The sequence below is a fragment of the Kingella kingae genome, from assembly GCF_900475905.1.
Classification (GTDB): Bacteria; Pseudomonadota; Gammaproteobacteria; order Burkholderiales; family Neisseriaceae; genus Kingella; species Kingella kingae.
Genome location: NZ_LS483426.1, coordinates 1702180 through 1727016 on the forward strand (window position 1 = coordinate 1702180; position 24837 = coordinate 1727016).

Sequence of the window (24837 nt, forward strand, 5' to 3'; positions counted from 1 at the left end):
CTCCTTACGGTTTTAAAATTTGTGTTTTGGGCTTAACGGGTGCAGGCTGTGCCACATCGGAAGCAGCCTGCACTTCTGCTGAATTGGGGAAATGAACTTGATTGGATAAAAAATCAGGCAAATAATCTTTTTCTAGTAACGCAATATCTTGGAAGAAAGGCGCGGTTTTGGCATTTTGCCATTCTGGGTCTTTGGGCAAATCGCTAAACGAACACGCCAGCACAATTAAGCTGACCACCAGCATGCCTTTTGCTGCGCCCAACAATGCGCCCAACAAACGATTGATGCTGGTGAGCTTGGTTTTCTTAACCACCAAATCCACAATTTGATGCAGCAAAACCACGCCAACTCGAGCAGCGATGTATACCAACACAAAGGCACACACCACCGCCATGGGGCGTGGATTCATGCTGGCGAACACCACATCGGACACAGGCACGGCAAAAAAACGCGCCGCAACCAGCGCAACCAGCCAGCCGATAAAGGCAATGACTTCGCCCATTAAGCCACGCATAGCAGAAATCACAATGCAGACAAAAATCAGCAATAAAGCTGCAATATCAAATGTGGTGAATGCCATTATTTTTGCTCAATAATCATGCCGCCCAAACCACGGCTTTTTAATTGGTTCGCAGCTTGGGTGGCGGCTGCACGATTCGCAAAACCAGTTGCACGAACGCGATACATTGTGCCGTTCGCCGTTTTAACTGGCTCTATTTGCGAGTTATAGCCCATGCCGCGCAACTGGGTTTGCACTTGTTGTGCCAATGCACGCGTACTATACGCGCCCACCTGAACCATCACTTTGCCGCTTACCGATGTTGCAACCGCAGGTGCAGGCTGCTTTTGCGTGCCACGAGCAGCAGATTGTGTTTCTTGCGCTTTTTGTGCGGCTTGTTTTGCCAACCATTGTGCGCGTTCTTGTTGGCGTTTTTGCTCGGCGGCCAATTGCGCTTGACGCGTGCGTTCGGCAGCAATTCGGTTTTGCGCTGCACGTTCGGCTTCAATACGCGCGGTTACTGCTTGTGCTTCGCGGCGACGTTGCTCTCTGGCGCGTTCATCGGCTGCACGTTGTGCTTCGCGTTGTTCACGTTCACGTTGCTGTGCTTCGCGTGCTAAACGACGTTTTTCTGCTGCGCTCGGTTGTTTCAAAGGTTCGGGGCTAACCATAGCAGTCAAATTTTCTGCCGATACTGCGCCATCGGGTACAGGCTGCTCTGCTCCATTATTTGATGTTTGTTTACTCGCCACATTGGTCGCAGGGCTACTATCTACATTTTCCGCACTTGCCGATGCCACATCAGATGCAATAATCGTCTCCGATACACCACTCGCTTGCGATGCCGACACACCTTCGGGTAGCAAAACTTCGGTTGTATTGGATTTGGCTACCACTTGCGCAACGGGGCGAGATGCTTCGTCCAAAATAGGCGATTCGGGCGCATCATTACTGGCAACGATTAAAGTCAAACCGCCCGCCAAAAAAGCCATTGCTCCTGCTCCCAATAAACGGCTACGATTGCGCTTTTTTAATTCTTCATAGCCTGTCAGCGTGGGTTGATTATCGTGTGTTTTTTCGTTGGTTTTATTATCCAAATCGGGTTTATTTTCTGCCATTTTCTTTTCCTTATTCTTATTTACATACCGCCATAGCATCGCTCACCGTGTGGAACGAGCCAAATACTACAATTCTATCATTTTCGCCCGCAACCGATAAAGCAGCAGAACAAGCAGCCTGCACATTTTCAAACTGCTTAACTGCATCAATGCCGTGTGCCTGCAATCTTTCTTGCAAATCCGCCAGACTTCTACCGCGCGGCAAATGCAGGGGTGCGATGTACCATTCATCAAACTGGTCGCGCACAATATCCAACACGCTGTCTATGTCTTTATCGGCAAGCATGCTAAACACCGCAATCCGCTTTTGGGAAAACGGCAAAGCAATCAAACTTTGGCGCAAAGCGCGTGCCGCGTGGGGATTGTGTCCCACGTCCAACACGGTTAAAGGTCGCCCAGGTAACACTTGGAATCGCCCCACATTTTCCGCCAACAACAAACCGCGTTTAATCGCACCCACATCCACAGGCAATTTGGGCGTTAAACACTCAATCGCCGCCAAAGCGCAGGCTGCATTGCCTAGTTGATACGAACCGCGCAACGCAGGCATAGGCAAGGCATTGCGATTGCGTGGCGACAAGTGCAGGCTGCTTTGCACTTCATCGGCAGGCGTAAAATGAAAATTCCATTGCTGATTTTCCAATTTACTGAACGAAAAATCGCGTTTTGCCAACACAAGTGGCGCACCCAGTTCATGCGCATAATCCGCCAAACTTTGTGGCGCAGGATTTTGTCCACAAATCGCCGCTTTGCCAGCACGGAACACACCTGCTTTTTCTCGCGCAACCTGTTCCACCGTGTCGCCCAAAAACGCTTGGTGGTCTAAATCCACGCTGGTAACAATCGCACAATCCGCGTCAAATATATTTACCGCGTCCAAACGCCCGCCCAAGCCGACTTCCAAAATCATCACGTCCACTTGTTCGCGCACAAAAATATCCACCGCCGCCAACGTGTTGAACTCAAAATAAGTGAGCGATGTGTCGCCACGTGCTGCTTCAATGCGCTCAAACGAAGCCACGATTTGCTCGTCCGACACAGGGTGCGTATTAATCGCAATGCGCTCGTTAAAACGCAGCAAATGTGGACTAGTGAGCGTGCCGACTTTGTAGCCAGCCTGCGCGTAAATCTGCGACAAAAACGCACAAGTTGAGCCTTTGCCGTTTGTGCCAGCCACCACAATAATCGGGCAAGCAGGCTGCAACTGCATGGCGTTTTTCACGCGCCCTACGCGCTCCAAACCCATGTCAATTAAACCGTTGCTGTGTGCCGTTTCCAATCGCGCCAACCATTGCGCTAAACTTTGTTTTTGTTCCATTGCTACCACTTTACTTTGCATACAAACACCAAAAGCAGGCAGTCATAAAGCGACAGCCTGCTTCTGTTTACGCGAATTATTCGCTTGATTTTTTACTACCGCGCTTGGCTTTGGGTTTTGCTACCACTTCTGCGCTGAGTGCGGTTTCGGTTTCCGTTGCTTTGGCTTCGGATTCGACTTCTTGCGCCACTTCTGCTTCAGCTTTTTCTGGCTCAACCGCTTGGGTTTCTTGCACCACTTCTTTTACCGTTTCTACCTGTACCGCTTCCGCTTTTACCGTTTCTACTTGTGTTGCTGGCGTTTCCGCTTCAACAGGTTTAACCGCTACATTCTCGGCTGCTGCCACAGGTTCAGAAACAGCCTGCACCACAGTTTCGCCAATATTGCTCTCGTTACCAGATTGCATACGGCCAATGTTGCTGCGATGACGGTAAATCACCAAAGCTGAAATCAACGTCAAAGCCCAGCCCCAAGACGGATGATGAATAATAATGAATGCTACAAAAGGCGTTGCCGCTGCCGCCACCAAAGCCGCCAACGAAGATTTTTTGAACTTGAATGCAATCACTGCCCAAATGGCAACAATCCACAAGGTTGTGGTAAACGACATCGCCAGCAACACACCTAACGCGGTTGCCACGCCTTTGCCGCCTTTAAAATTGAAGAACAAGGGGTACATATGCCCAATCACCACAGCGATTGCCGCCCATGCGACCACACCATCGCCCAAATGCAACCAAGATGCCAAACAACGTGCCAAAACCACTGCAATCACGCCTTTGAGCGCATCGCCCAGCAAAGTCAAGGTGGCGGCATCTTTACGACCACTACGCAACATATTGGTTGCGCCAGGGTTGCCCGAGCCATAACTACGCGGGTCTGGCATGCCCATTTTTTGAGATACAATCAACGCTGCCGACAGCGAACCAATCAAATACGCCATCACCACTACTACCAAACCAATAAACCACATAATCATCGCTCCTACTTAATTTACAAAAATAAAGAAAAGAAAACGCCTTGCATTCTAACGTAATTTAACCCACGAATAAACCACTATTATTAAGTGCAGGCTGCTTTTAAATACGAAAAAAGCAGCCTGCATTTTTATTGGTTTATTTAAAACCACATTGCCCAAATTCTTGTAGATGCCCCGACACCAAATTTTGCAAGATATCGGGTCTTAAAATTTGAATATGCTTGTGTTCTACCGAAATCCAACCTTCTTGATTAAAACGCGACAACGTACGGCTAACCGTTTCCAGTTTCAAGCCCAAATAGCTGCCCATCTCTTCGCGCGACATACGCAAAATAAAATCGTTTGCCGCAAAACCGCGATGATGCAAACGGTCGGACAAATTCAGCAAAAACGCTGCCAAACGCTCTTCGGCGCGCATATTGCCCAGCAGCAACATCACATTTTGGTCACGCACAATTTCGCGGCTCATCAAGCGAAAAAAATGCAGATTCAATCGCGGCAAATGCTTGCTTAATTCGTCTATTCGACTAAATGGCAATTCGCAGACTTCACTATCTTCCAAAGCAACGGCGTTGCAAGTGTAATTACCTTCGCCAATACCGTCCATGCCCATTAATTCGCCCGACATAAAAAAACCAGTCACTTGGTCGCGACCGTCTTGCGTGCTGACCGCAGTTTTAAAAAAACCCGTTCGAATCGCAAACAAAGAAGAAAAATTTTCGCCAGCATGAAATAGATATTCCCCTTTTTTCAACCGTTTGCTTTGCTGAATAACTGCATCAACTTGTTCAAATTCCTCCGCATTCAAGCCCAAAGGTAGACACAATTCCTTTAAAGAGCAATTTGAACATTGCGTTTTAGTAGTAAGAGATAGCTTTGACATTTATAATAGTTCCAACGTGTGTGTTTGACAAAACGCAATACATTTTGATAAATATTGTCGTATTCTAACAAAGTTTGTCTAATAATAAAATAACCTTAAAAAAGGTACTGAAATATGAAAACCATTACCATCGCTCCCACTCAAGATTTTGTTTTTGACCGCGAATTGATTAGCAGCCTGCCCAGTCAAGGGCCGCGCTACACGTCTTATCCCACTGCCGACCGTTTTCACAATGGTTTCGTGCAAGCCAACTATATCCAAACGCTAGAAAACACCTTAAAAGACAGCGACAAACCCGTATCGCTGTATATTCACATTCCGTTTTGCAATGTGATTTGTTACTACTGTGGCTGCAACAAAGTCATCACCAAAGACACCAGCAAAGCCGATGAGTATTTGAATTATTTAGAAAAAGAAATGGCGTTGCTCAAACCACATTTGCACGGCAAGCACAAATTGGCGCAACTGCATTTTGGCGGCGGCACGCCCACATTTTTGAACGATGAACAGCTAGAACGCGTGTTCAACATGATTCGCGAACATTTTGAATTGCTGCCCGACGGCGAATATTCCATTGAAATTGACCCGCGCAAAGTGAGCCGTGAAAGCGTGTTCAAACTGGCACAACTGGGCTTTAACCGCATGAGCGTGGGCATTCAAGATTTTGACCCAAAAGTGCAGGCTGCTGTGAACCGCATTCAAACCGTTGAAGAAACCAAAAACGTAATTGATTCGGCGCGTGAAGCAGGTTTTAAATCCATTAGTGTGGATTTAATTTACGGCTTGCCACATCAATCGGTACAAAGCATTAAGCCGACTTTGGATACGGTTTTGTCGCTCAATCCCGACCGTTTGGCGTTGTATCACTACGCGCATTTGCCGCATATTTTCAAGCCGCAACGCCGCATTGACACCAACACCGTGCCGTCTAGCGAAGAAAAATTGGATATTTTGCAATACGCAGTGCATTTGTTGAACGAGCGCGGTTATGTCTTCATTGGCATGGACCACTTTGCCAAGCCCGAAGACGAATTAGCAATCGCTCTGCGCGAAGGACGTTTACAGCGCAATTTCCAAGGCTATTCCACTTATGCCGATTGCGATTTAGTGGCGATTGGCGTGAGCAGCATCGGCAAAATCGGCAACACATACAGCCAAAATCAACGCAATTTGGAAGATTATTATGCCGACTTGGACGCAGACAAATTGCCGATTATGCGCGGTTTTGAATTAAACGATGATGACGTGTTGCGCCGTCAAATTATTCAAGATTTGATGTGTCGCTTCTCATTGAATTTTGACGATTATTTGCCGTCTTTGCCACAAAGTAACCAAGTGCAGGCTGCTTCGGATGCTGCCGATGAGGCAGAATTAGCACACATGAAAAAATTAGCCGATTTGGGCATTATTAGCGCAGATTTGTTGCACCGTTTTAAAGAAATTGACCAGTACAAACACCCGTTTGCCGATTACTTTGCTGCCGAATTAAATCGCCTGCAAGAATTGGTGCAACTGGGTTTGGTAGAACAAAACGAAAGCAGCCTGCACGTTACGCCCAAAGGACGGTTCTTAATCCGCAATATTGCGATGGTTTTTGACTACTATTTACACAATCAAGAAACGCGAGCGCAATATTCGCAAACGGTTTGATTTTGTCGTACAATCGCCCACTTGAAAAATTCGTGGGCTGCCCCACTTTGTAGTGGGTTCAATTCCAATCAGGACAACTGGTTTAAATTGAATTCACAACACACACCATTCACTTCCCCTGCAAGGAGCATGACTATGTCTGACGAATACCCAATTAACTTTACCGAATCTTGCTGCACCAAAGTGGCAGATTTGATTGCCGAAGAAAACAACCCCGATTTGATGTTGCGCGTTTTTGTAAACGGCGGTGGCTGTTCTGGTTTTCAATATGGCTTTACATTTGACGAAATCAAAAACGACGATGATTTTGAAATTGAGAAAAATGGCTTGAAATTTTTGGTGGACCCAATGAGCTATCAATATTTGGTTGGCGCAGAAATTGACTACACCGAAAGTTTGCAAGGTTCGCAATTTGTGATTCGCAATCCAAATGCGGAAACGACTTGCGGTTGCGGTTCATCGTTCTCGGTTTAATCACGCAAACAATATAAAAAAGCAGCCTGCACTTGAAAATATAAAGTGCAGGCTGCTTTTTTACCATTTCCAAATCAACGGACTACGCCAAGTCAAATAAATCAACAAAACCACATTGCCGATTGCCACCAGCAAATACAACAACGTAATGCTGTTAAACGCCGCCAACAACACGCTACTCAACAGCGCGGCGGCTACCATAAACACGGCATTGACGATGTTGTTGGCGGCAATGGCATGGGCGCGGAATTCATCGCTGGCGGCGGTTTGCAGCCATGTGTAAAGCGGCACGGAAAAAAATCCGCCAAAAAAGCCAACGCCCAACAAAGCAAGCATAACGGGATAGGCATAACCTTGCGACAAAAATTGCGCCAAACCCTGCAACTGATTGGCATCAAAACGCAAATCGTGGGTCAAATACACCAGCCAGCCACCAAACACGGTTAAGCCAATCGCGCCAGCCACTACCCAAATCAAGTGCAGGCTGCCTTTGCTGACTTTGCCGCACAGCACCGAACCTGTGGCAATGCCAACCGAAAACAGCGTGAGCATTAGGTTAAACACGCTGGCGTTGCCACCCAAATGCAGCTGCACAAACGTGGGCAACTGCGTGGTGTAAACCGCGCCCAGCAGCCAAAACCACGAAATGCCGATAATCGCTGTCCACAAATCGCGTTGGGCGCGGGTTTGTTGCCACAATTGGCGTGTGTCGCGCCAACCGTTTAGGCGCACGGGGGCGTGTGGGTTTTGCGCTGGCACGGCTGGCATGGCAAGGCTGCTGCACAAGCCCAACACAGCAATGCTGACTACGGTGGCGGTGATGACGGTTGCGCCTGTGTTGGCAATGGCTGTGCCTGCAATTTGCCCGAATAAAATTGCCAAAAATGTACCCGATTCAATCAAGCCGTTGCCCATAAGCAATTGTTTTGATGATAGGTATTCGGGCAAGATAGCGTATTTGACTGGCCCAAATAGCGCGGATTGCGTCCCCATGATAAACAAACACAACATCAGCAACGACACAGACGACAGCGCGAATCCCAATCCTGCCAATGCCATAATCGCAACTTCTAGCACTTTGGTCATTTGCGCCAGCCGTGCTTTGTTGTAGCGCGTGGCGAGCTGTCCTGCCAGCGTGGAAAACAAAAAATATGGCAACACAAATAGCAACGCGCCCACATTGAGCATCATGGGGGCGGACAGCCATAAGCCATCGCCCAAACCGTAAAAGCTAATCAACACAAACAGCGCGGTTTTGTACAAATTGTCATTAAACGCGCCAAAAAATTGAGTGGCAAACAAAGGCGCGAAACGGCGCGATGTAGCAAAAGAAAAATCATTGTTCACGGCGTTGCTCCGCTTGATTTGATGTGTCGTCATCGTCCATTAAAATGCGGTGTGCTGGGCCTTCCAAATCGTCAAACTGTCCGTTTTTGCCCGACCACCAAAAGAAGTAACCAATCACAAACGCCAAAATAATGCTGATTGGAATCAAAATATACAAACTTTCCATGTTACATATTGCCTGCTAAATCGTTCAAAATAAAAACGTGGTTGCCGATGTGTAGCTGCTCTTGGCGGATTGTGCCACGTGGGTCGCCATCGTCATCAAACACCACGACTTTGTCGCCCGACACTTCCCACGACAAAGCAGCCTGCACTTGCCAATATGCCAGCAATTTGGTGACTTCACGCAAACGAGTTGGCAAGGAATCCAGTAGTTTAATCGCCAAATCGCCGCTTTGATTTTGGCTATCGTCACGCGGATACATAATCAAAAAACCGATGTGTTCGTCTTGTTGGGTGTGCAAGGAAAAATAGTGCATAATTCGTGTCTTTCAAAAAAAGGGCATTGTAACCCTTTTATTCTGTTTATACCTATGACTTCCACACACAAAGACCCACTTGGCTCGGCTTGGATTATTGTCGCAGCCGTTTTGTTTACCGTTATGGGCATTTTGGTTAAATATGCCGTGCAGCATTTTGCGATGAATTCCTACGAATTGGTATTTTGGCGCGTGTTGTTTGCCGTGATTTTTTTGGCAACGCAAGCAGCCTGCACTCAAAAATCGTTTTACACACCACGACCGATGCAACACATTTGGCGCGGATTGGCTGGCACAGGTGGTTTGCTGTTTTATTTTTATGGCATTGCCCATTTGCCGCTTGCCACCGCGATTACGATTAACACCACATCGCCTTTGTTTTTGGCGATTTTGTCTCTTGTCTTATTCCGCGAACCACCCACGCGCTTGATTTGGTTTGCGCTTATCACAGGCTTGCTGGGAATTATCGTGCTGCTGCAACCTACGCTGGATTCGGGGCAAATTGGACACGCCATCATTGCACTGGGCGGTGGCGTATGTTCGGCGTATGCCTATTTGAAAGTGCGCGAATTGTCGCGAGCAGGCGAACCCGCTTGGCGCGTGGTGCTGTATTTTTCGGCGGTGGCAGCGGTTGTGTCTGCCATTCCAACTACTTATTTTGGGTGGCGTGGAATTAATGGCGACAACTGGCTGGTTCTGCTGGGCATTGGCTTGTCGGCAATGTTGGCACAACTGGCGATGACTCGCGCTTACCACGTTGGGCGCACGTTTACTGTGTCGGCGTTGTCGTATCTGAATATTGTGTTTGGTACGCTGTATGGCATGTGGTTTTTGCACGAAACCGCTGGCTGGGCAGATTGGCTTGGCATTGCGATGATTATTGGCTCGGGTGTGATTAGTAGTTTGCCTGTGCAGAAGAAATCGTGAAGTAAATAATATAGATAAAAAGCAGCCTGCACTTTATTCATTAAAAATGCAGGCTGCTTTTTATAGTGAATTAAATTTAGATTAGTACCGCGTTGCCAACTCCCTTATGTACTAGCTGTACACGGCGGTCGTTGTCGCCTTGTCCTAATCTAAATTTAATTCACTATAAATATCAGCATTTTTTGGTGGGATAAATCCCAGACCTGACAAGTTTTAAATTAAAAGTATAATGCGCGAAGTTTAAACAACCAAATGGACAACACCATGCACTCACTAGAAGAATATTTCGCTCGTATACCCGATACCAGACGTGGAGCAGGCAAACGCTATAATCTAGCCAAAACACTCACAGTCATTGTTGTTGCCATTTTGGGCGGTGCGAAAGGTAATCGCGAAATAGGTGCATTCCTTGCTAATAATATTGATGAATTAAAACAATATCTTGCATGGGATAGAGATAATACACCCAGTTACGAAAAAATCCGCACATCAGAAACCTAGAGACCAAAGGTTTGGTTTTGACATTAGATGCCTTACATTGTCAAAAAAAGTCTCGTAGAGATTGATGAATTGGGGCAGTTTTACGTTGTAGGTGTTAAAAAAGGCGCAATCCGATTATTCAAAGAGTTTCAAGAACTTCAGAATAATCAAATACTTTCCAAAATTCAAACAACGGAAAGACAGAAAGGCGCACAAATTCAACGTGAAGTTGCTCTTTATCCATGTACACAATGGGTTAGCCAAAATTGGCAATCATCTAAACACATGATTGTTGTTACAAATACGAAAATAGAAGCAGATGGTTCGCGCAAAGTGGAACAACACTTTTATTTAAGTAACTATCATCATGATAATGTAGAATTTTTTGCTAAAACGATTCGCAACCATTGGGGTATTGAAAATAATCTCCACTGGGTAAAAGATGTTCACTTTAAAGAAGATAACTCTTTAATTCGCAATAGAAATTCAGCATTTATTTATTCTATATTATTTAGTTTAGTGTTAAACATAGTACGGCTTTACGGTTACAAATCTTGGAAACCATGGTTAGCTCGTTTTGCGAATCGCATTGACCGTATTGTGGCTATTATTTAAAACTTGTCAGGTCTGGTTTCGAACCCACGACCAAGGGATTATGAGTTCTTTTGCATTTAATTTAAAAATAATAGCTTACATAGTAATTTATTCTACAAAATGGTATTTAAACGGCTTATAAAAATCCTTCCATTCCTCCCAACTGTCCACGCTACACTTCTGCAACGCATTAAAATCAAAAACAGAATCCCCATTTTCCACAAACTCACACATAAACAACTGACGGAACTCCGCAGGCGAGTTTTCCAGCAACAACTGCTGCCTATCAAACAAATCGCAGCCTGAAACCTCCGCATCATCAAGCGTAACAATCTGCCGCCACTGACCATCTTCACACAAGCGACCCTTTTTCAAAGCCCCATGAGAAACATCAAAATGCACATGCTCAGATTTATCACGCCCCTCATTAAACCGCTCCCCAAACCAAAACGGATAAGCCGCGTGCGACGTACTCGACGGCGTAGAAAAATAAGTAATCCGATACTGCTTTTGCGAAGCCATCGGTTTAGCCAAACGCGTCAGCTCAACAAAATCAGGAATCCAAAAATACTCATCCACATACAAATCCCCATGTCGCCCCTGCGCCGTACGCGAATTCATCCCCAAAAAATACAGCGTCGCCCCATTTTGCAAACGGATAGAGTCCCCACGCAGCTCAACGCCCACCATCTGCGCCAAATCAATCATATACTGCTTAAACTGAAACGCCTGCGCCCGAGAAGCTGACAAAAACACCTTATTCTTGCCCGACACCAAAGCATCAACCAACGCCTCACGCGCAAAAAAGAAAGTCGCCCCAATTTGGCGCGATTTCAGCAAATTCCGAAAGCGCACCTGCTGACTCAACCAAACACGCTGATAATCAAACAACTGCTCACAGAAAATCCACTGCACATCAACAATCTGCGATTCAGAAAACGTGTTGTATTCCGTTTTGCGATTACTGCTCACACGCACACGCTTTTCCTTACGCCGTTCACACGGCGGATTATCAATAGATGGAGGCTCATCATTCCACAGCGCAGCTTCCGTGTGCAGGCTGCTTTTTTCCGTCAAATCGCCCCAATCCCCCTTACGCGGATACCTCTGAATCAACGCCGTCAAATTCTTCATTTCCTTATAATCCGCGTCCGATTTTTTTGGCTGATTGATTAACGCATGCAAGCGCGTTTCCGCACTCATCGCAATCCGCAAAACAGGCGAACCACCGTCCCAGTTATCCCGATTTTTCCACGAATACACCACAGGCGGCTTCAAGCCCAAAGTACGCGCAATATCCGTAATCCGCCAACCCTGCCAATAAAGCTGACGCGCCGCAATACGCGGTTCAACATTAGCAGGCGCGTTCAATTCAAAACGATTTTTCATCACACAATCATCAAAAATTCAAAAAATCAACAATCCAATAAATTCATGCCGTTTAAAAGCAAAAAAAGCGTTAAAAGCACCTTTTAACGCCATAGCAAATAGACCAATTTCCAATAAATCCCAAAAATACCGCAAAGAAAAAACCGCAACGTGGGCAAGCCATTCAGGCAGCCTGAAAAAACAAAAATCAGGACAGGACGTGTCCATAGCGCGTGTGAAGTGAACAATGCAGTCAGGTTGTCAGCAGCACGAACCCACCGAAGTGAGTTGGTAGAATATCACTAACCGCCGTAGGAATCTCCTTGCTTTAGCAAGGGGAGAACGTCAATTAAACAAATACAGTAAAATAGCAAATAAAATGATTGCTTCCGTGTCTTTTCTGCAACTTTATTACAATATATAGTGAATTAAATTTAGATTAGTACAGCGTTGCCAACTCCCTTATGTACTAGATGTACACGGCGGTCGTTGTCGCCTTGTTCTAATCTAAATTTAATCCACTATAATCCCACTATAACATCTCTCAATAGAAAATAGAAAATAGAAAATAAAAAAGCAACCTGTAACAGGTTGCTTTTTATCTTTGGTGCCCGAAACCGGAATCGAACCGGTACGCTCGGTTTAGGAGCGACGGATTTTAAGTCCGTTGTGTCTACCAATTCCACCACTCGGGCACACTTGAAACTGAATAACACAATATTGTGGAGGCGAAAGCCAGAATCGAACTGGCGTCCACGGATTTGCAATCCGCTGCATTACCACTATGCTATTTCGCCTTTAATAAAACAAATTGCAGATAAATTATCTGCAATTTAGAAACTTGGAGCGAGAAACGAGTCTCGAACTCGCGACCTCAACCTTGGCAAGGTTGCGCTCTACCAACTGAGCTATTCCCGCGCATTCTTATCAAATCAGAGTGGAGCGGGAAACGAGTCTCGAACTCGCGACCTCAACCTTGGCAAGGTTGCGCTCTACCAACTGAGCTATTCCCGCTCTGATTGATAATAAGATAAATTGTGGAGCGGGAAACGAGTCTCGAACTCGCGACCTCAACCTTGGCAAGGTTGCGCTCTACCAACTGAGCTATTCCCGCATTTCTTTGTGTTTGCAACAAAGAAGCTGGCATTATATACGCTTAATTTTTACTGTCAAGCGATTTTGTGTATTTTTGCTTAAAATTCTTTCCATGCCATTTTTAAATAATAAAACATAGACCACAATGTCAGCACAGATGCAATAAACATCAGTATGTTACCCAAAATATGCAGATTAATGCCGTAAAAATCGGGAAAGTTGAGCAACAAGGTAAAAATAGCTGCCATTTGTGCGGCAGTTTTGAGTTTGCCAATATAGGCAACAGCCACGCTACTGCGCTTGCCCATTTGCGCCATCCATTCACGTAGGGCGGAAATAGTAATTTCACGCCCAATAATTATCATAGCGAACCATGCGTAAGTGCGGTCTAGTTTAACCAGCAAAATTAAGGCAACGGCAACCATGAGCTTATCGGCAACAGGGTCTAAAAATGCGCCAAAATCAGACGTTTGCTTCCAATGTCGCGCCAAAAATCCGTCTAGCCAGTCAGTTATACCTGCAATGGCGAAAATAATGGCCGCGCTAATATTGACTTGCTCTTGACCAATCCAGCTATGGGGTAAATAAAAGAGCAAAGTAAAAATGGGGATGAGCAAAATGCGCATCCAAGTCAGCATGATGGGAATATTCCATGGCATGATGTGTTCCAATTCGTTGCAGGCTGCTTTTAAGAATAATAGCAAAGTTAAACCCACATTATAGCGATTTAACTTTGCTCTTTTTTAACTAGGACGAAGTTTTAAAACCTGTCCTGCTTTGATGTTGTTGCTGCCATTATTCCAGCGTTTTAAATCAGCAGGGCTAACTTTATAACGCGCTGCAATACTTTGTATGCTTTCGCCACGGCGAACAGTATGCGTTACTGGCACGGTTTGACGTTTATTATCTGCTGGCTTGTTATTTGCAGTAGTCGCAGGTTTATTGCGCGAAGCAGCCTGCACAGTTGCAGTTATTTTACGCGCGGTCTGAATCTTTAATTCTTGCCCAATACGAATACTATTGCCTTTGATGCCATTAGCAGTACGCAAATCAGCCACTTCCATATTGTAGCGTTTGGCGATACTGTATACCGATTCGCCACGCACTACTTTATGTGTTGCTGTCGTGCTGACGACTGGACGTGCAGGCTGCTTTTGCGCTGTTGCTGGTTTATTTGCTGCAACGGTTGCTGCCTTGACCTTGTCGGCTGCTAGTTGTTGCTGACGACGCGCTTCGGCTGCTCGCTCTCTGGCTTCGGCTGCTTCAAACTCTGCTACGCTGGCACGCACGGCTGCGGCTGCTTGATTTTCTATTGCTGTATTTTGCTGTTTTTGCTCTTGCTGAGCTCTAGCAACCACTTGCATCAATTCATCTGTTTCATCGTTATTTGCGACCGCAGAAGCAGCCTGCACATTAGGTTCGGCTACCACAGTATTGCTGACAACTGGTGGTGCAACAAAAAACACAGGTGGTGTAGTTACAGGCTTATTTTCCGCCAATGCAGGCGCAGCGATTGTGGGCGGCGTAACAGGCTTATCCGATGGTTGCCTGAGTGCTGCTAAATTAACCGCCAATGGTGCAGGCTGCCTAGCAGGAGATGCCAAAGTAGGCGCAACCGTTAAAACTGGTTTTTGCTCCACATAAGTATCGGGTACGGCATCAAAATCAGCTCGCGCAAAATCGTTCACACTCGCAATGCCTGTCATGGTGTTTTTGTTGATTAACACCATGCGACCTGCATTGACATAGTTACTGGTCAAACCGTTCAATCGTTTCAGCTCGCTCGCCGTTGAGCCAGTTCGACTCGCCAAATCAGCTAACGAAATACGCTCTGTTGGCGTAAATACATCCCAAGACAACAATGTTTTCGGGTCAGATTCTTTGTAGTTTGATTCAAATGTACGCGCTGCGCTCACAGGCAACAACATACGGCGATTACCTTTGGGCATGAACACAGGCGTTTTGAACGCAGGATTTAATGCCAAAAACTCGCTTTCCGAAATATTCGCCAAATGTGCAGCCGCCAAAATATCCAACGGCGTATTCACCGTTACCGCTTTAAAATAAGGTTCGTGTTTGATAGTAGGTAATTCAAGCCAAATGCTTGCGGATTATTGACCAAATTACGCACCGCTAACAATTTGGGGACATAATTTCGGGTTTCTGCTGGCATATTCAAATTTTCATAAGTCGGTGCTAAACCAGCGGATTGAGCGCGACGAATGGCGCGACTCATATTGCCCTCGCCCCAGTTGTATGCCGCCAGTGCCAGCGACCAATCGCCAAACAAGCCATATAAATATTGCAGATAATTCAAAGCCGCATCGGTAGCAGCAAAAACATCGTGTCGTCCATCATACAAAGGCGTTTGTTCCAAACCATAATGACGACCCGTTGCAGGCATAAATTGCCATAAACCAGATGCACCAACATGAGAACGTGCTTTGGTTACATACGCACTCTCAATAAAGGGAAGCAGCGCGATTTCCGCAGGCATACCGCGTTTTTGTACCTCTGACACAATGTGGTACATATAAGGTGTACTGCGGACTAATGTACGATTGAAATAATCTCTGTTGGCTAAAAAACGGCTTTCGTGCGAACGTACCAAGCCCACATTGACTTCATCCATTCTGAAATCTTGGCGCAAATTAAGCCACAAATCATTGCTTGATAATCGTGATAATGGGAGCGAAAAAGAAGTATTGTGCAAACGCATCATTGCGATACCAGTTTGTTCTGGCTGAACGGTTTTACCGTGAGCCGATGTGGATAACACAAATAAACTACTTACAGCAATCGCAATGGTTTTGATGCTTTTCATATAAATAACTTGATATTGCATAAAATAATTCGTTATCGTAAGTGTGCATATCGTTGCTGTCAATCTTTTTACATCTGAAATGAGATATTTTTGCCATATAAACAAAGCTTTTATCTCAAATATTTGATGACTTGTTACCTAATTACACAAATACTTGGATTAAATACCCTGCTCATAAAAAATATAAACCTACCAAGGATAACTATCCAATGGTAGGTTTATACTCAAATTAAGCTAGATTTAGCCGCCTAATTCTTCTAATAAAGATTTAGCTTGTGCTTGTAAATCACCATGCGATTCTTCAATCAATTCGCGCAATGTTTCACGCGCCGCAACCGCATCGTCAATTTCCAAATACATTTTCGCCAATTCCAACTTAGCTTCCAAAGGAGCTGCCATACCAACCGCTTCTGATACAAAGCCAACATCTTGCTGCTCTGGCGATTCTACTTTATCCCATGCCAACAATTCATCGGCTGCCGCTGCTTCAACCACTGGCGCAGTAGCAACAGGTTGTACATCTTCAACCACTGATAATGTTGCCTCTTCTACGCTATCGTCCAAAAAGTCTAAGCCCGAATCGTCCAAATCAAAATCAGCAACTGGTGCAGGCTGCTCTGAAACAGCCAATTCACTTGGCGTAACCACTTCAGAAACATCGGTAAAGATTAAATTGGCATCTTCAGCGACAGGCGTGTCTAAGCTAAACTCTTCTGCAACCGTATCGGTAGCAGGCAAGTCAAACGATAATGCATCTTCAGCCACTTCTGGCACAGACAACACAGATGCGTCAATATCTGGCACATTAAAATCTAAATCTTCCGTATTGACAGACTCTGCATTTGTATCTAAATCAAACAACTCTGCACTATCGGTTGTGCTAGAAACATCAAAGTTCAAAGCATCATCTACCGCAGCAACAGGTTCTGCCGTATCAAAGCTCATTGTTTCTTCAAAAGCAGGAGCAGGCTCTACTGCTTCAACAACTGAATTAAAATCTGACAAATCCAATTCAGCGAAGCTATTATCAGATTCAGACTCTACTTTAACTTCTTCAGTTTCCGAACTAAATTGAGCAGCCAACCAGTCCATGTCATCAGAAGACTCTTCTTTTGTAGCAGAAGAAGCAAATGATGGCTCAGATACATCAAACTCCTCCAATTCAGATACAGCTTCTTTTTCAGGTTCTACAAACGAATCCGTTGCTGCATTTTCTGTAACCAACCATTCATCTGCTTGTGGTTCTGGAACTTGCACATCTGGTTCAAAATCATTTAAATTAAACGAATCTGCCGAAGGCTTAACTGCATTATCGACAAATAAATCCTCATTTGTATCATTAAATGTAGATTGATTTGAGTTAGTATCACTCCAAACTCGTTGAGCTGCTGCAGATGCCGTTGATACAACTGGTTCATCAACTACAAACTCTTCTTCATCTTCCGCCTCTTCGGTAGATTTCTTACGACGGCTTAATAAGTAACCAACGCCACCCAAGCCTAAAACTGCCGCGCCACCCATTAAACCAAGAGACATCCAATCTGTTTCATCTTCCGTTTCTACTGGTTGTTCAGCAGCAACTTGCTCCGTTGCAGCTGGCGCAGGAGGTGTTTCAACAACAGGGGCTGGTGCAGATGACGGCTCAGAAGCCATCACTTCGCTTGCAACAACTGCACTTGCGACTACCGCAGATTCAGAAGCAGCCTGCACAGTTTCACTCGCAACCACTTTGGTTTCTGCTACTGCTTCAACCACAGGAACAGAAGTAGGTGTAGATGCTTCAACAGCTACCGAAGTTGATGCAGGTTGTACCGGTGCCTTTTCCTCTGGCATAACAGCAGGAGTTGGCGCTGGTGTGGATTTAGGTTCTGGTTTAGCTGCCGCCTCTACTGGCTTAGAAACCTCAGTTGCCATAGATTCATTAATGGCTCAGATACATCAAACTCCTCCAATTCAGATACAGCTTCTTTTTCAGGTTCTACAAACGAATCCGTTGCTGCATTTTCTGTAACCAACCATTCATCTGCTTGTGGTTCTGGAACTTGCACATCTGGTTCAAAATCATTTAAATTAAACGAATCTGCCGAAGGCTTAACTGCATTATCGACAAATAAATCCTCATTTGTATCATTAAATGTAGATTGATTTGAGTTAGTATCACTCCAAACTCGTTGAGCTGCTGCAGATGCCGTTGATACAACTGGTTCATCAACTACAAACTCTTCTTCATCTTCCGCCTCTTCGGTAGATTTCTTACGACGGCTTAATAAGTAACCAACGCCACCCAAGCCTAAAACTGCCGCGCCACCCATTAAACCAAGAGACATCCAATCTGTTTCATCTTCCGTTTCTACTGGTTGTTCAGCAGCAACTTGCTCCGTTGCAGCTGGCGCAGGAGGTGTTTCAACAACAGGGGCTGGTGCAGATGACGGCTCAGAAGCCATCACTTCGCTTGCAACAACTGCACTTGCGACTACCGCAGATTCAGAAGCAGCCTGCACAGTTTCACTCGCAACCACTTTGGTTTCTGCTACTGCTTCAACCACAGGAACAGAAGTAGGTGTAGATGCTTCAACAGCTACCGAAGTTGATGCAGGTTGTACCGGTGCCTTTTCCTCTGGCATAACAGCAGGAGTTGGCGCTGGTGTGGATTTAGGTTCTGGTTTAGCTGCCGCCTCTACTGGCTTAGAAACCTCAGTTGCCATAGATTCATTAGATGCAGGTGTTTCGGTTACAGTAGGTGCAACCACTTTGTTTGCTGCACCACGCGACAAAGACATTGCCGATGCTGCTTGAATACGCTGACCGCGCTCCGCATAGGCATACCATTGTGCAGTAGTTGGAATATACAAAGTTACATTGCGATACATTGCATAAGGGTTACCTTTATGGAACGCACGCGGATTTGCCACAACCAGAGCCAGCATAGCACGCTGAACGCTCATATTGTGTGGGCGATAACGAGCAGCAATAGACGCAGCACTCTCTGTACGGCGTACACGATGATAACGTGGACTTACTGCACGAGAAGACACCTTCTCCACTGGTGCAGCCTCAGCAGCAGGTTGATTATTCGCTTTCGCTGCCGCAGGTTTAGCCACTGTATTCGGCGCAGCCACTTCCGCAGTAATCGCTGCACGAGCCATACTCGCAACAGTTGCTGCTGGGCGATAGTGAGCCGGATTAATCATAGCGGTATATTGGCGAGCTTGATTACCTGTTTTTACCACAAAATTCAGCACAGGTTCATTAACCGCAGCCGATGAACGCAAACGAATCACAGCATTACCATTACCTTGCGGCACAACCGTTCCTTGCAAACCACCAGACACACTCACCGAACCTTGCAATGCCGATTTTGCCTCATTGCCTGTTACCACAATACTTCCTGAAAATGGCTCGCCCAAATTAGATTGGACATTCACGCCACCCATTCCAGCCACCGCGCTCAACGATGTCATCAAAGACAAAGACGCAGCAATTATTTTGCTATTGGTTTTCACATTTACTCTCCATAATTCGCTCGCCAGCATTGGCTTATTTATTTATAGCACCACTTGCGACACAATCAATCGTTTTAGCTAAAATTTAAGATAATATTCTCTATATGATAGCCGTTTCCCCGTACGATTGACAACAAAAACCAACATTTTTTGTCAGTTTGCACACAAAAAGGCACATTATCCACTATTCTTTTGGCTTTTATGTATATCAAACCTATGTTTACGTTGCGAATAACATGGTGCAAAAAACCGACAAATCAGCCAAATTCATACGCAAAAAGCAGCCTGCACAGTCGGATTAACCCTTTTCAGCCCTACGCAAAAGCATTACTATAACGACTTTTCATACCGCAACCACTCGTAAGGAACATTATGAAAGCATTGTTATTGGGCGCACCTGGCGCAGGCAAAGGCACACAAGCGCAATTTATTACGCGCGAATTTGGTATCCCACAAATTTCTACTGGCGATATGCTTCGCGCGGCGATTAAAGCTGGCACACCATTGGGTTTGGAAGCCAAAAAAATCATGGACGAAGGCGGCTTGGTGTGCGATGACATCATCATCGGCATGGTCAAAGAGCGCGTGGCACAGCCCGATTGCGCCAATGGTTTTTTGTTTGATGGCTTTCCACGCACCTTGGCACAAGCCGAAGCGATGATTGAAGCAGGTGTGCATTTGGACGCTGTGGTCGAAATCGACGTACCCGACGAAACAATCGTAGAACGCATGAGCGGTCGCCGTGTGCATTTGGCATCGGGTCGCACTTATCACTTGAAGCACAATCCGCCCAAAGTGGCTGGCAAAGACGATGAAACAGGCGAAGACTTGGTGCAACGCGATGACGACAAAGAAGAAACCGTTAAAAAACGCTTGGCGGTATATCACGAACAAACCGAAGTTTTGGTCGGTTTTTACAGCCAATTAACGGGTGACAACACACCACGTTATATTAAAGTTGATGGCACACAAGCCGTTGATACAGTTAAAGAACAAATCATTAGCGCATTGCGTTAAATCCACAAAAGCAGCCTGCACTAAATCAAAAATTTAGACCAAAGTGCAGGCTGCTTTTTCCACCATTCATTTTGGAGCGTCTATGAAACCCCTTATTTTAACAATGATTTTGGCGACTTTTGCCACCAGCAGCTATGCCGAAACCCGCGCATTTTCTCATCTTCCGCCAGATGAAGAGCGTGTATTTACCGAAAGCGAAGTCGCCCTGCCCGACGTTCCCAATCCACAACAAGGCGACTGGGTCGATTTGTATATCACCCCCACATTTAAAGGCAAGCCGCAAATTTTGTTGAGCAGCATTAGCTACGCCGAAGATGGCAGCATTCGTTATATTTTAAACAACCGCTCTGCCGCTGGTTACAACAACCTCACAGCCGAAGGTTTATTATGCATCACAGGCGATAAACTGCTTGGCAGCGAAGGCTCAAAACTCAAAACCTTTGGCTATGCCGATTTGCACAACAATCGCTGGATTTTGCCACGCAAAGGCGACTGGGAAATCATTGGCGGCAAACACAACGCCACCAATTCGGTGCGCCGCGCGCTATACGAAGCATTCTGCCTAGACGGTCGCGCCAAGAGCGATGAAGAACTCCGCGCTCGCGTACAAAAAACCGTAGGGTTCACACATCCTGCCAGCACCAAACATAATTAAAACAAAGCAGCCTGAGACCTTTGCAAAACCCCAGATTTGAGTGCAGTTCAAAGTGATAGCATCGCAGAACGCGCAGATAATATTGAAATATTTTCAAGCGTTCGAGAAGCGCATCACGAAGAAATGCGCCAAAGATAGGGTTTTGCAAAGGTTTCAGCCTGCACTATCATCACATTGATTGCAGGCTGCTTTTTTATGTAATTAAAACTACATCTATCTAATCCCAATTTAAAAACCGCTATTATTTGGACTATTTATCGCTCTTTATATTTACCCAGCCAATTCAAAAAATAAATAATTGCATCAACTTGAAATTAAACAACATTAAACTACGACTTTTATGTTGATTTATTTCATTGATTTTTCTATCATTATTATCACTTTTTTTAATATAGGTATTCAAATTATCCTAGCCCCCTTGTATTCATTTTTAAGTTATTAAAATTTTTAGCAAAATTTAACAATCCACTCTATTAATTACACCAAATCAACCGCTACTTCCTATCAATAAAGCCCCTATTTAAGCCCTTTTCTTGCATTAAACCGTCATTTCCCACTTGACCACATAAAATTACATCGCGTAAAGTAATGCAAACATAGATGCACAGTCAAAAAACAACGCATCGTTATTCAAACAAGAAAAAAGAACACAATCATGAATACTCAAACCACCACCAGCATCGGTAAACCCACCGATGTTTATTTCTTTGGTACTTGCTTGCTGGATTTATTTATGCCCGAAGCAGGCATGGACGCGATGACACTGTTGGAGCAACAAGGCATTCGCGTGCATTATCCAATGGAGCAAAGTTGTTGCGGTCAGCCTGCGTTTTCGTCTGGACATCGTGAAGAATCGTTTACGGTGGCAGCCGCGCAGTTGGATTTGTTCCCCGAAAATTATCCAATTGTTGTGCCATCTGGTTCGTGCGGTGGCATGATGAAACACCACTGGCCTGCGTTGTTCAAAGGCAGTGAACACGAAGCGCGCGCCAACGAATTAGCCAGTCGCGTGGTGGAGTTCACCAATTTTTTGGTGGACATTGGTTACGAGCCACAAGACAAGGGCGAACCTGTTAAAGTGGCGGTGCATACTTCTTGTTCAGCACGCCGCGAAATGGGCGTACACATCACAGGCTGGAAATTGATTGACGGCTTGCAAAATGTAGAACGCATTGTGCATGACCACGAAAGCGAATGTTGCGGATTTGGCGGTACGTTTTCCGTTAAACAATCCGATATTTCGGGCGCGATGGTAACGGACAAAGTGGCTGCACTCAAAGAAACGCAAGCAACCGAAATCGTGAGTGCCGATGCAGGCTGCATGATGAATATTGGTGGCAAAATCGCCAAAGACGAGCCAAATATGCCGCGCCCCAAACACATTGCTACTTTCTTGTTGGAACGCACAGGAGGCAAAGCATGAGCGCGAGAGACAATATTTTAGCCAAATTGCGCCAAACCAATGCCTATCCTATGGCTGAACCGCAAACATTTGATTACTACGAAGAAATGTCGCCCACTTGGGACAGCGAAATCGACCGCTTAAAACATTGGGCAAAATGTATGCGTGCTGTAAAAACCGAGATTTTTTGGGTACGCGAACACAACTGGGAAGAAACTTTGGTGCAAGTTGCGCAGCAAAAAAATCTGCAAAACTTGTTGCTATCGCCCCAAACCGAACACGGTAAACGCGCCGAACAAGCGGTGCAGGCTGCTTCTATTACGCCGCGCCACTTTGTTCAAAAAATGGAAGATTGGAAACACGAGTTTTTTGCCGACATTCAAGCAGGTTTTACCACGTCTTTATGCGGTATCGCGCACACAGGCACGTTGATGCAAATCTCTTCGCCCGAAGAACCGCGCAGCCAAAGCCTTGTGCCACCTGTACACATTTGCTTGTTTGACACCAGCAAAATGTATGACACATTTCATGCGGCTTTGCATGGCGAGCAACTGGGCAACAATATGCCCACCAATGTGATTTTGGTATCTGGCCCGTCCAAAACGGCAGATATTCAACTCACGCTTGCTTTTGGCGCACACGGCCCACGCGATATGGTGGTGCTGGCGGTGTTGCCTAGCCACATCAACCCTGCCGATTTGAAGGACAACGCATGAACACGCAAACCGTACATTTCCACCCACGCCCAGAAACATTCAAAGCCAATGCGCGTGAAGCCTTGGGCAACAAACCATTGCGTAAAAGCCTACGCACGGCAATGAATATGCTGATGACCAAACGCAAAATGGTGTTGTCAGACGAACAAGAATTGCAAATGTTGCGAACCTTGTGCGAACACATTCGCCAGCGTTCTTTGTCTAAATTGCCCGATTTATTGGTGCAGTTGGAAGAAAACTTAACCCGATTGGGCGTACACGTTCACTGGGCAGAAACGCCCGATGAAGCCTGCCAAATCATTCACGGCATTGTCCAAAAACACAATGGCAAGCTCATGGTTAAAGGCAAATCGATGGTGAGCGAAGAAATTGAGCTAAACCATTATTTAGCCGACTGCGGTGTACAAGCCATTGAAAGCGATTTGGGCGAATACATCGTACAAATGGCAGGCGAAAAACCCACACACATTGTGATGCCCGCCATTCACAAAACCAAAGAGCAAGTGAGCGAATTGTTCCACAACAACATCGGCACAGAATTGACCGATGACGTGGACAAACTAACAGGTTTTGCACGAGCCGCTTTGCGTGATGTTTATCGCACAGCCGATGTGGGATTGAGTGGCGTGAACTTTGCCGTAGCCGAAACAGGTACATTGTGTTTGGTAGAAAACGAAGGCAACGGACGCTTATCCACCACCGTTCCGCCCGTGCATATCGCGATTACGGGCATTGAAAAAGTGGTGGCAAAATTGTCGGACATTCCGCCTTTGTATAGCTTGTTGCCACGCAGCGCGATTGGTCAGCCGATTACCACTTATTTCAACATGATTACGGGCCCGCGCCGCAGCGAAGAATTGGACGGCCCGCAAGAAATGCACTTGGTGTTGCTGGACAACGGACGCAGCCAAGCCTATGGCGAAGAGCAAATGCGCCGCACGCTGCAATGTATTCGTTGCGGTGCGTGCATGAACCATTGCCCTGTGTACACGCGCATTGGCGGCGCAGCGTATGGCACAACCTATCCTGGCCCGATTGGCGAAATCTTATCGCCGCATTTGTTGGGATTGGAAACCACACGCGATTTGCCGACTGCTTGCACCATGTGTGGCGCGTGTGTGGAAGTTTGCCCAGTCAAAATCCCCATTACCGAGCAAATGCAACGCCTGCGCGAAGAAGCACAACGCGCCCCAGACGAACAAGTGGCGTATCGCATCAAAGGACAAGGCGCATCGCACACGTTGGGCGAACAAATCGCGTGGCGCGTGTTTGACGGCATTTTCAGCGGCAAAAAAGTGTATCGTGCCTTTGGTTGGGCAGCGACCACATTCCGCGGTTTAACGCCGAGCAAGCAGTTTGGTTGGACAGATAACCACGTCCCCATGCAGCCTGCACCTAAAACCCTGCATCAACTGATGGTGGAAAAGCAAAATCGCACCGCATCTTGATGATTAACCCAATTTTAAGCAGCCTGCACTTTATCTAACCCAATAAACCATGCAGGCTGCC

23 protein-coding genes, 5 tRNA genes and 1 pseudogene are annotated in these 24837 nt (G+C 45.9%); 10 read left to right on the forward strand and 19 right to left on the reverse strand.

Translation table 11 applies throughout. From position 1 onward, the window contains the following. Window positions 1-4 precede the first annotated feature (4 nt). The 5 genes and pseudogenes from DQN52_RS09110 to fnr all read right to left on the reverse strand — a co-directional run bounded on the left by DQN52_RS09110 (window position 5) and on the right by fnr (window position 4797). Window positions 5-580 carry a CvpA family protein gene (locus DQN52_RS09110; protein ID WP_003786322.1) on the reverse strand — a complete coding sequence of 192 codons (576 nt, stop codon included), beginning with the start codon at window positions 578-580 and terminating at the stop codon, window positions 5-7. Further along, complete coding sequence (locus DQN52_RS09115; RefSeq protein ID WP_032827689.1) at window positions 580-1617, reverse strand: SPOR domain-containing protein; 1038 nt, start codon at window positions 1615-1617, stop codon at window positions 580-582. Before DQN52_RS09115 ends, DQN52_RS09110 begins: the two co-directional genes overlap by 1 nt. A 16-nt stretch (window positions 1618-1633) precedes the next feature. After that, the gene (folC, locus tag DQN52_RS09120) at window positions 1634-2935 is read right to left on the reverse strand and encodes a bifunctional tetrahydrofolate synthase/dihydrofolate synthase (protein ID WP_032827688.1); all 1302 of its coding nucleotides are present in this window, start codon (window positions 2933-2935) and stop codon (window positions 1634-1636) included. 373 nt (window positions 2936-3308) lie between these two features. Continuing rightward, a pseudogene (plsY, locus tag DQN52_RS09125) lies at window positions 3309-3908 on the reverse strand (glycerol-3-phosphate 1-O-acyltransferase PlsY); the annotation flags it as partial. A 142-nt stretch (window positions 3909-4050) separates the two neighbouring features. Next, on the reverse strand, window positions 4051-4797 hold the full coding sequence (gene fnr / locus DQN52_RS09130; protein WP_032133807.1) for a fumarate/nitrate reduction transcriptional regulator Fnr: 747 nt from the start codon (window positions 4795-4797) through the stop codon (window positions 4051-4053). Window positions 4798-4911: 114 nt separating this feature from the next. Here fnr and hemN point away from each other — a divergent pair, with 114 nt between their 5' ends. After that, entirely contained in the window at window positions 4912-6447 is a 1536-nt protein-coding gene (gene hemN, locus DQN52_RS09135; protein WP_003786312.1) for an oxygen-independent coproporphyrinogen III oxidase, read from the forward strand. Window positions 6448-6582: 135 nt separating this feature from the next. Further along, window positions 6583-6921 (forward strand): iron-sulfur cluster insertion protein ErpA, encoded by a 339-nt coding sequence (gene erpA / locus DQN52_RS09140; RefSeq protein WP_003790764.1) that lies wholly within the window; start codon window positions 6583-6585, stop codon window positions 6919-6921. A 60-nt stretch (window positions 6922-6981) separates the two neighbouring features. Here the strand turns inward: erpA and DQN52_RS09145 are convergent, their stop codons facing one another. From DQN52_RS09145 to DQN52_RS09155, 3 genes are read right to left on the reverse strand one after another with little or no spacing between them, the layout of a single operon-like run. Further along, window positions 6982-8268 carry an MFS transporter gene (locus tag DQN52_RS09145; protein ID WP_003786308.1) on the reverse strand — a complete coding sequence of 429 codons (1287 nt, stop codon included), beginning with the start codon at window positions 8266-8268 and terminating at the stop codon, window positions 6982-6984. Then, window positions 8258-8434 carry a cbb3-type cytochrome oxidase assembly protein CcoS gene (gene ccoS, locus DQN52_RS09150; protein WP_003786307.1) on the reverse strand — a complete coding sequence of 59 codons (177 nt, stop codon included), beginning with the start codon at window positions 8432-8434 and terminating at the stop codon, window positions 8258-8260. The genes DQN52_RS09145 and ccoS overlap by 11 nt, the downstream gene beginning before the upstream one ends. A 1-nt stretch (window position 8435) precedes the next feature. Then, entirely contained in the window at window positions 8436-8747 is a 312-nt protein-coding gene (locus DQN52_RS09155; protein ID WP_003786304.1) for an HLGFF motif protein, read from the reverse strand. 54 nt (window positions 8748-8801) lie between these two features. On the opposite strand from DQN52_RS09155, the gene DQN52_RS09160 reads away from it, so the two are divergent. The 3 genes from DQN52_RS09160 to DQN52_RS09170 all read left to right on the forward strand — a co-directional run bounded on the left by DQN52_RS09160 (window position 8802) and on the right by DQN52_RS09170 (window position 10769). Further along, window positions 8802-9674 carry a DMT family transporter gene (locus tag DQN52_RS09160; RefSeq protein WP_003786300.1) on the forward strand — a complete coding sequence of 291 codons (873 nt, stop codon included), beginning with the start codon at window positions 8802-8804 and terminating at the stop codon, window positions 9672-9674. A gap of 252 nt (window positions 9675-9926) precedes the next feature. Further along, the gene (locus DQN52_RS09165; protein WP_231954124.1) at window positions 9927-10175 is read left to right on the forward strand and encodes a transposase family protein; all 249 of its coding nucleotides are present in this window, start codon (window positions 9927-9929) and stop codon (window positions 10173-10175) included. A gap of 27 nt (window positions 10176-10202) precedes the next feature. Beyond that, window positions 10203-10769, forward strand: coding sequence for an ISAs1 family transposase (locus DQN52_RS09170; RefSeq protein ID WP_071461653.1), 567 nt, complete (start codon window positions 10203-10205; stop codon window positions 10767-10769). 87 nt (window positions 10770-10856) lie between these two features. Here DQN52_RS09170 and DQN52_RS09175 read toward each other — a convergent pair whose 3' ends face one another. From DQN52_RS09175 to DQN52_RS09225, 11 genes are all read right to left on the reverse strand, one after another. After that, window positions 10857-12137 (reverse strand): terminase large subunit domain-containing protein, encoded by a 1281-nt coding sequence (locus DQN52_RS09175; protein WP_003786298.1) that lies wholly within the window; start codon window positions 12135-12137, stop codon window positions 10857-10859. A gap of 584 nt (window positions 12138-12721) precedes the next feature. Next, window positions 12722-12811: transfer RNA gene (locus DQN52_RS09185), tRNA-Leu, on the reverse strand. Window positions 12812-12839: 28 nt separating this feature from the next. Continuing rightward, a tRNA-Cys gene (locus DQN52_RS09190) sits at window positions 12840-12913 on the reverse strand. A 45-nt stretch (window positions 12914-12958) separates the two neighbouring features. After that, window positions 12959-13034: transfer RNA gene (locus DQN52_RS09195), tRNA-Gly, on the reverse strand. A 20-nt stretch (window positions 13035-13054) separates the two neighbouring features. Beyond that, window positions 13055-13130, reverse strand: a tRNA-Gly gene (locus DQN52_RS09200). 24 nt (window positions 13131-13154) lie between these two features. After that, window positions 13155-13230, reverse strand: a tRNA-Gly gene (locus tag DQN52_RS09205). A gap of 79 nt (window positions 13231-13309) precedes the next feature. Further along, window positions 13310-13870, reverse strand: a complete 561-nt coding sequence (gene pgsA, locus DQN52_RS09210; RefSeq protein WP_026036373.1) for a CDP-diacylglycerol--glycerol-3-phosphate 3-phosphatidyltransferase — start codon at window positions 13868-13870, stop codon at window positions 13310-13312. An 84-nt stretch (window positions 13871-13954) separates the two neighbouring features. Then, window positions 13955-15259: a LysM peptidoglycan-binding domain-containing protein gene (locus DQN52_RS11605; RefSeq protein WP_003786293.1), complete on the reverse strand. Its 1305-nt coding sequence runs from the start codon at window positions 15257-15259 to the stop codon at window positions 13955-13957. Window positions 15260-15261: 2 nt separating this feature from the next. Further along, window positions 15262-16056: a lytic transglycosylase domain-containing protein gene (locus DQN52_RS11610; protein ID WP_003786290.1), complete on the reverse strand. Its 795-nt coding sequence runs from the start codon at window positions 16054-16056 to the stop codon at window positions 15262-15264. 219 nt (window positions 16057-16275) lie between these two features. Further along, window positions 16276-17949 (reverse strand): FimV/HubP family polar landmark protein, encoded by a 1674-nt coding sequence (locus DQN52_RS09220; protein ID WP_231954131.1) that lies wholly within the window; start codon window positions 17947-17949, stop codon window positions 16276-16278. Next, window positions 17922-19538, reverse strand: coding sequence for a type IV pilus assembly protein FimV (locus tag DQN52_RS09225; protein ID WP_071461629.1), 1617 nt, complete (start codon window positions 19536-19538; stop codon window positions 17922-17924). Before DQN52_RS09225 ends, DQN52_RS09220 begins: the two co-directional genes overlap by 28 nt. Before the next feature lie 372 nt (window positions 19539-19910). Here DQN52_RS09225 and adk point away from each other — a divergent pair, with 372 nt between their 5' ends. The 5 genes from adk to DQN52_RS09250 all read left to right on the forward strand — a co-directional run bounded on the left by adk (window position 19911) and on the right by DQN52_RS09250 (window position 24776). Next, a complete protein-coding gene (gene adk / locus DQN52_RS09230) occupies window positions 19911-20555 on the forward strand; it encodes an adenylate kinase (RefSeq protein ID WP_003786281.1) in 645 nt (214 codons plus the stop codon). 82 nt (window positions 20556-20637) lie between these two features. Beyond that, window positions 20638-21210, forward strand: coding sequence for a CNP1-like family protein (locus DQN52_RS09235; protein ID WP_003786279.1), 573 nt, complete (start codon window positions 20638-20640; stop codon window positions 21208-21210). 655 nt (window positions 21211-21865) lie between these two features. Further along, window positions 21866-22633, forward strand: coding sequence for a (Fe-S)-binding protein (locus DQN52_RS09240; protein WP_003786276.1), 768 nt, complete (start codon window positions 21866-21868; stop codon window positions 22631-22633). Further along, window positions 22630-23328: a LutC/YkgG family protein gene (locus DQN52_RS09245; RefSeq protein ID WP_003786273.1), complete on the forward strand. Its 699-nt coding sequence runs from the start codon at window positions 22630-22632 to the stop codon at window positions 23326-23328. The genes DQN52_RS09240 and DQN52_RS09245 overlap by 4 nt, the downstream gene beginning before the upstream one ends. After that, window positions 23325-24776 (forward strand): LutB/LldF family L-lactate oxidation iron-sulfur protein, encoded by a 1452-nt coding sequence (locus DQN52_RS09250; protein ID WP_003786270.1) that lies wholly within the window; start codon window positions 23325-23327, stop codon window positions 24774-24776. The genes DQN52_RS09245 and DQN52_RS09250 overlap by 4 nt, the downstream gene beginning before the upstream one ends. The last annotated feature ends 61 nt before the right edge of the window (window positions 24777-24837 follow it).

Bases quoted from the DNA above. Each gene is read 5' to 3' on its own strand.
- DQN52_RS09160 (WP_003786300.1), top strand. From the start codon at position 8,802: ATGACTTCCACACACAAAGACCCACTTGGCTCGGCTTGGATTATTGTC.
- folC (WP_032827688.1), bottom strand. From the start codon at position 2,935: ATGGAACAAAAACAAAGTTTAGCGCAATGGTTGGCGCGATTGGAAACG.
- DQN52_RS09240 (WP_003786276.1), top strand. From the start codon at position 21,866: ATGAATACTCAAACCACCACCAGCATCGGTAAACCCACCGATGTTTAT.
- ccoS (WP_003786307.1), bottom strand. From the start codon at position 8,434: ATGGAAAGTTTGTATATTTTGATTCCAATCAGCATTATTTTGGCGTTT.
- erpA (WP_003790764.1), top strand. From the start codon at position 6,583: ATGTCTGACGAATACCCAATTAACTTTACCGAATCTTGCTGCACCAAA.
- adk (WP_003786281.1), top strand. From the start codon at position 19,911: ATGAAAGCATTGTTATTGGGCGCACCTGGCGCAGGCAAAGGCACACAA.
- DQN52_RS09170 (WP_071461653.1), top strand. From the start codon at position 10,203: ATGCCTTACATTGTCAAAAAAAGTCTCGTAGAGATTGATGAATTGGGG.
- DQN52_RS09165 (WP_231954124.1), top strand. From the start codon at position 9,927: ATGGACAACACCATGCACTCACTAGAAGAATATTTCGCTCGTATACCC.
- hemN (WP_003786312.1), top strand. From the start codon at position 4,912: ATGAAAACCATTACCATCGCTCCCACTCAAGATTTTGTTTTTGACCGC.
- pgsA (WP_026036373.1), bottom strand. From the start codon at position 13,870: ATGCCATGGAATATTCCCATCATGCTGACTTGGATGCGCATTTTGCTC.
- DQN52_RS09175 (WP_003786298.1), bottom strand. From the start codon at position 12,137: ATGAAAAATCGTTTTGAATTGAACGCGCCTGCTAATGTTGAACCGCGT.
- DQN52_RS09250 (WP_003786270.1), top strand. From the start codon at position 23,325: ATGAACACGCAAACCGTACATTTCCACCCACGCCCAGAAACATTCAAA.
- DQN52_RS09115 (WP_032827689.1), bottom strand. From the start codon at position 1,617: ATGGCAGAAAATAAACCCGATTTGGATAATAAAACCAACGAAAAAACA.
- DQN52_RS09110 (WP_003786322.1), bottom strand. From the start codon at position 580: ATGGCATTCACCACATTTGATATTGCAGCTTTATTGCTGATTTTTGTC.
- DQN52_RS09155 (WP_003786304.1), bottom strand. From the start codon at position 8,747: ATGCACTATTTTTCCTTGCACACCCAACAAGACGAACACATCGGTTTT.
- DQN52_RS09245 (WP_003786273.1), top strand. From the start codon at position 22,630: ATGAGCGCGAGAGACAATATTTTAGCCAAATTGCGCCAAACCAATGCC.
- DQN52_RS09235 (WP_003786279.1), top strand. From the start codon at position 20,638: ATGAAACCCCTTATTTTAACAATGATTTTGGCGACTTTTGCCACCAGC.
- fnr (WP_032133807.1), bottom strand. From the start codon at position 4,797: ATGTCAAAGCTATCTCTTACTACTAAAACGCAATGTTCAAATTGCTCT.
- DQN52_RS11610 (WP_003786290.1), bottom strand. From the start codon at position 16,056: ATGCAATATCAAGTTATTTATATGAAAAGCATCAAAACCATTGCGATT.
- DQN52_RS09220 (WP_231954131.1), bottom strand. From the start codon at position 17,949: ATGGCAACTGAGGTTTCTAAGCCAGTAGAGGCGGCAGCTAAACCAGAA.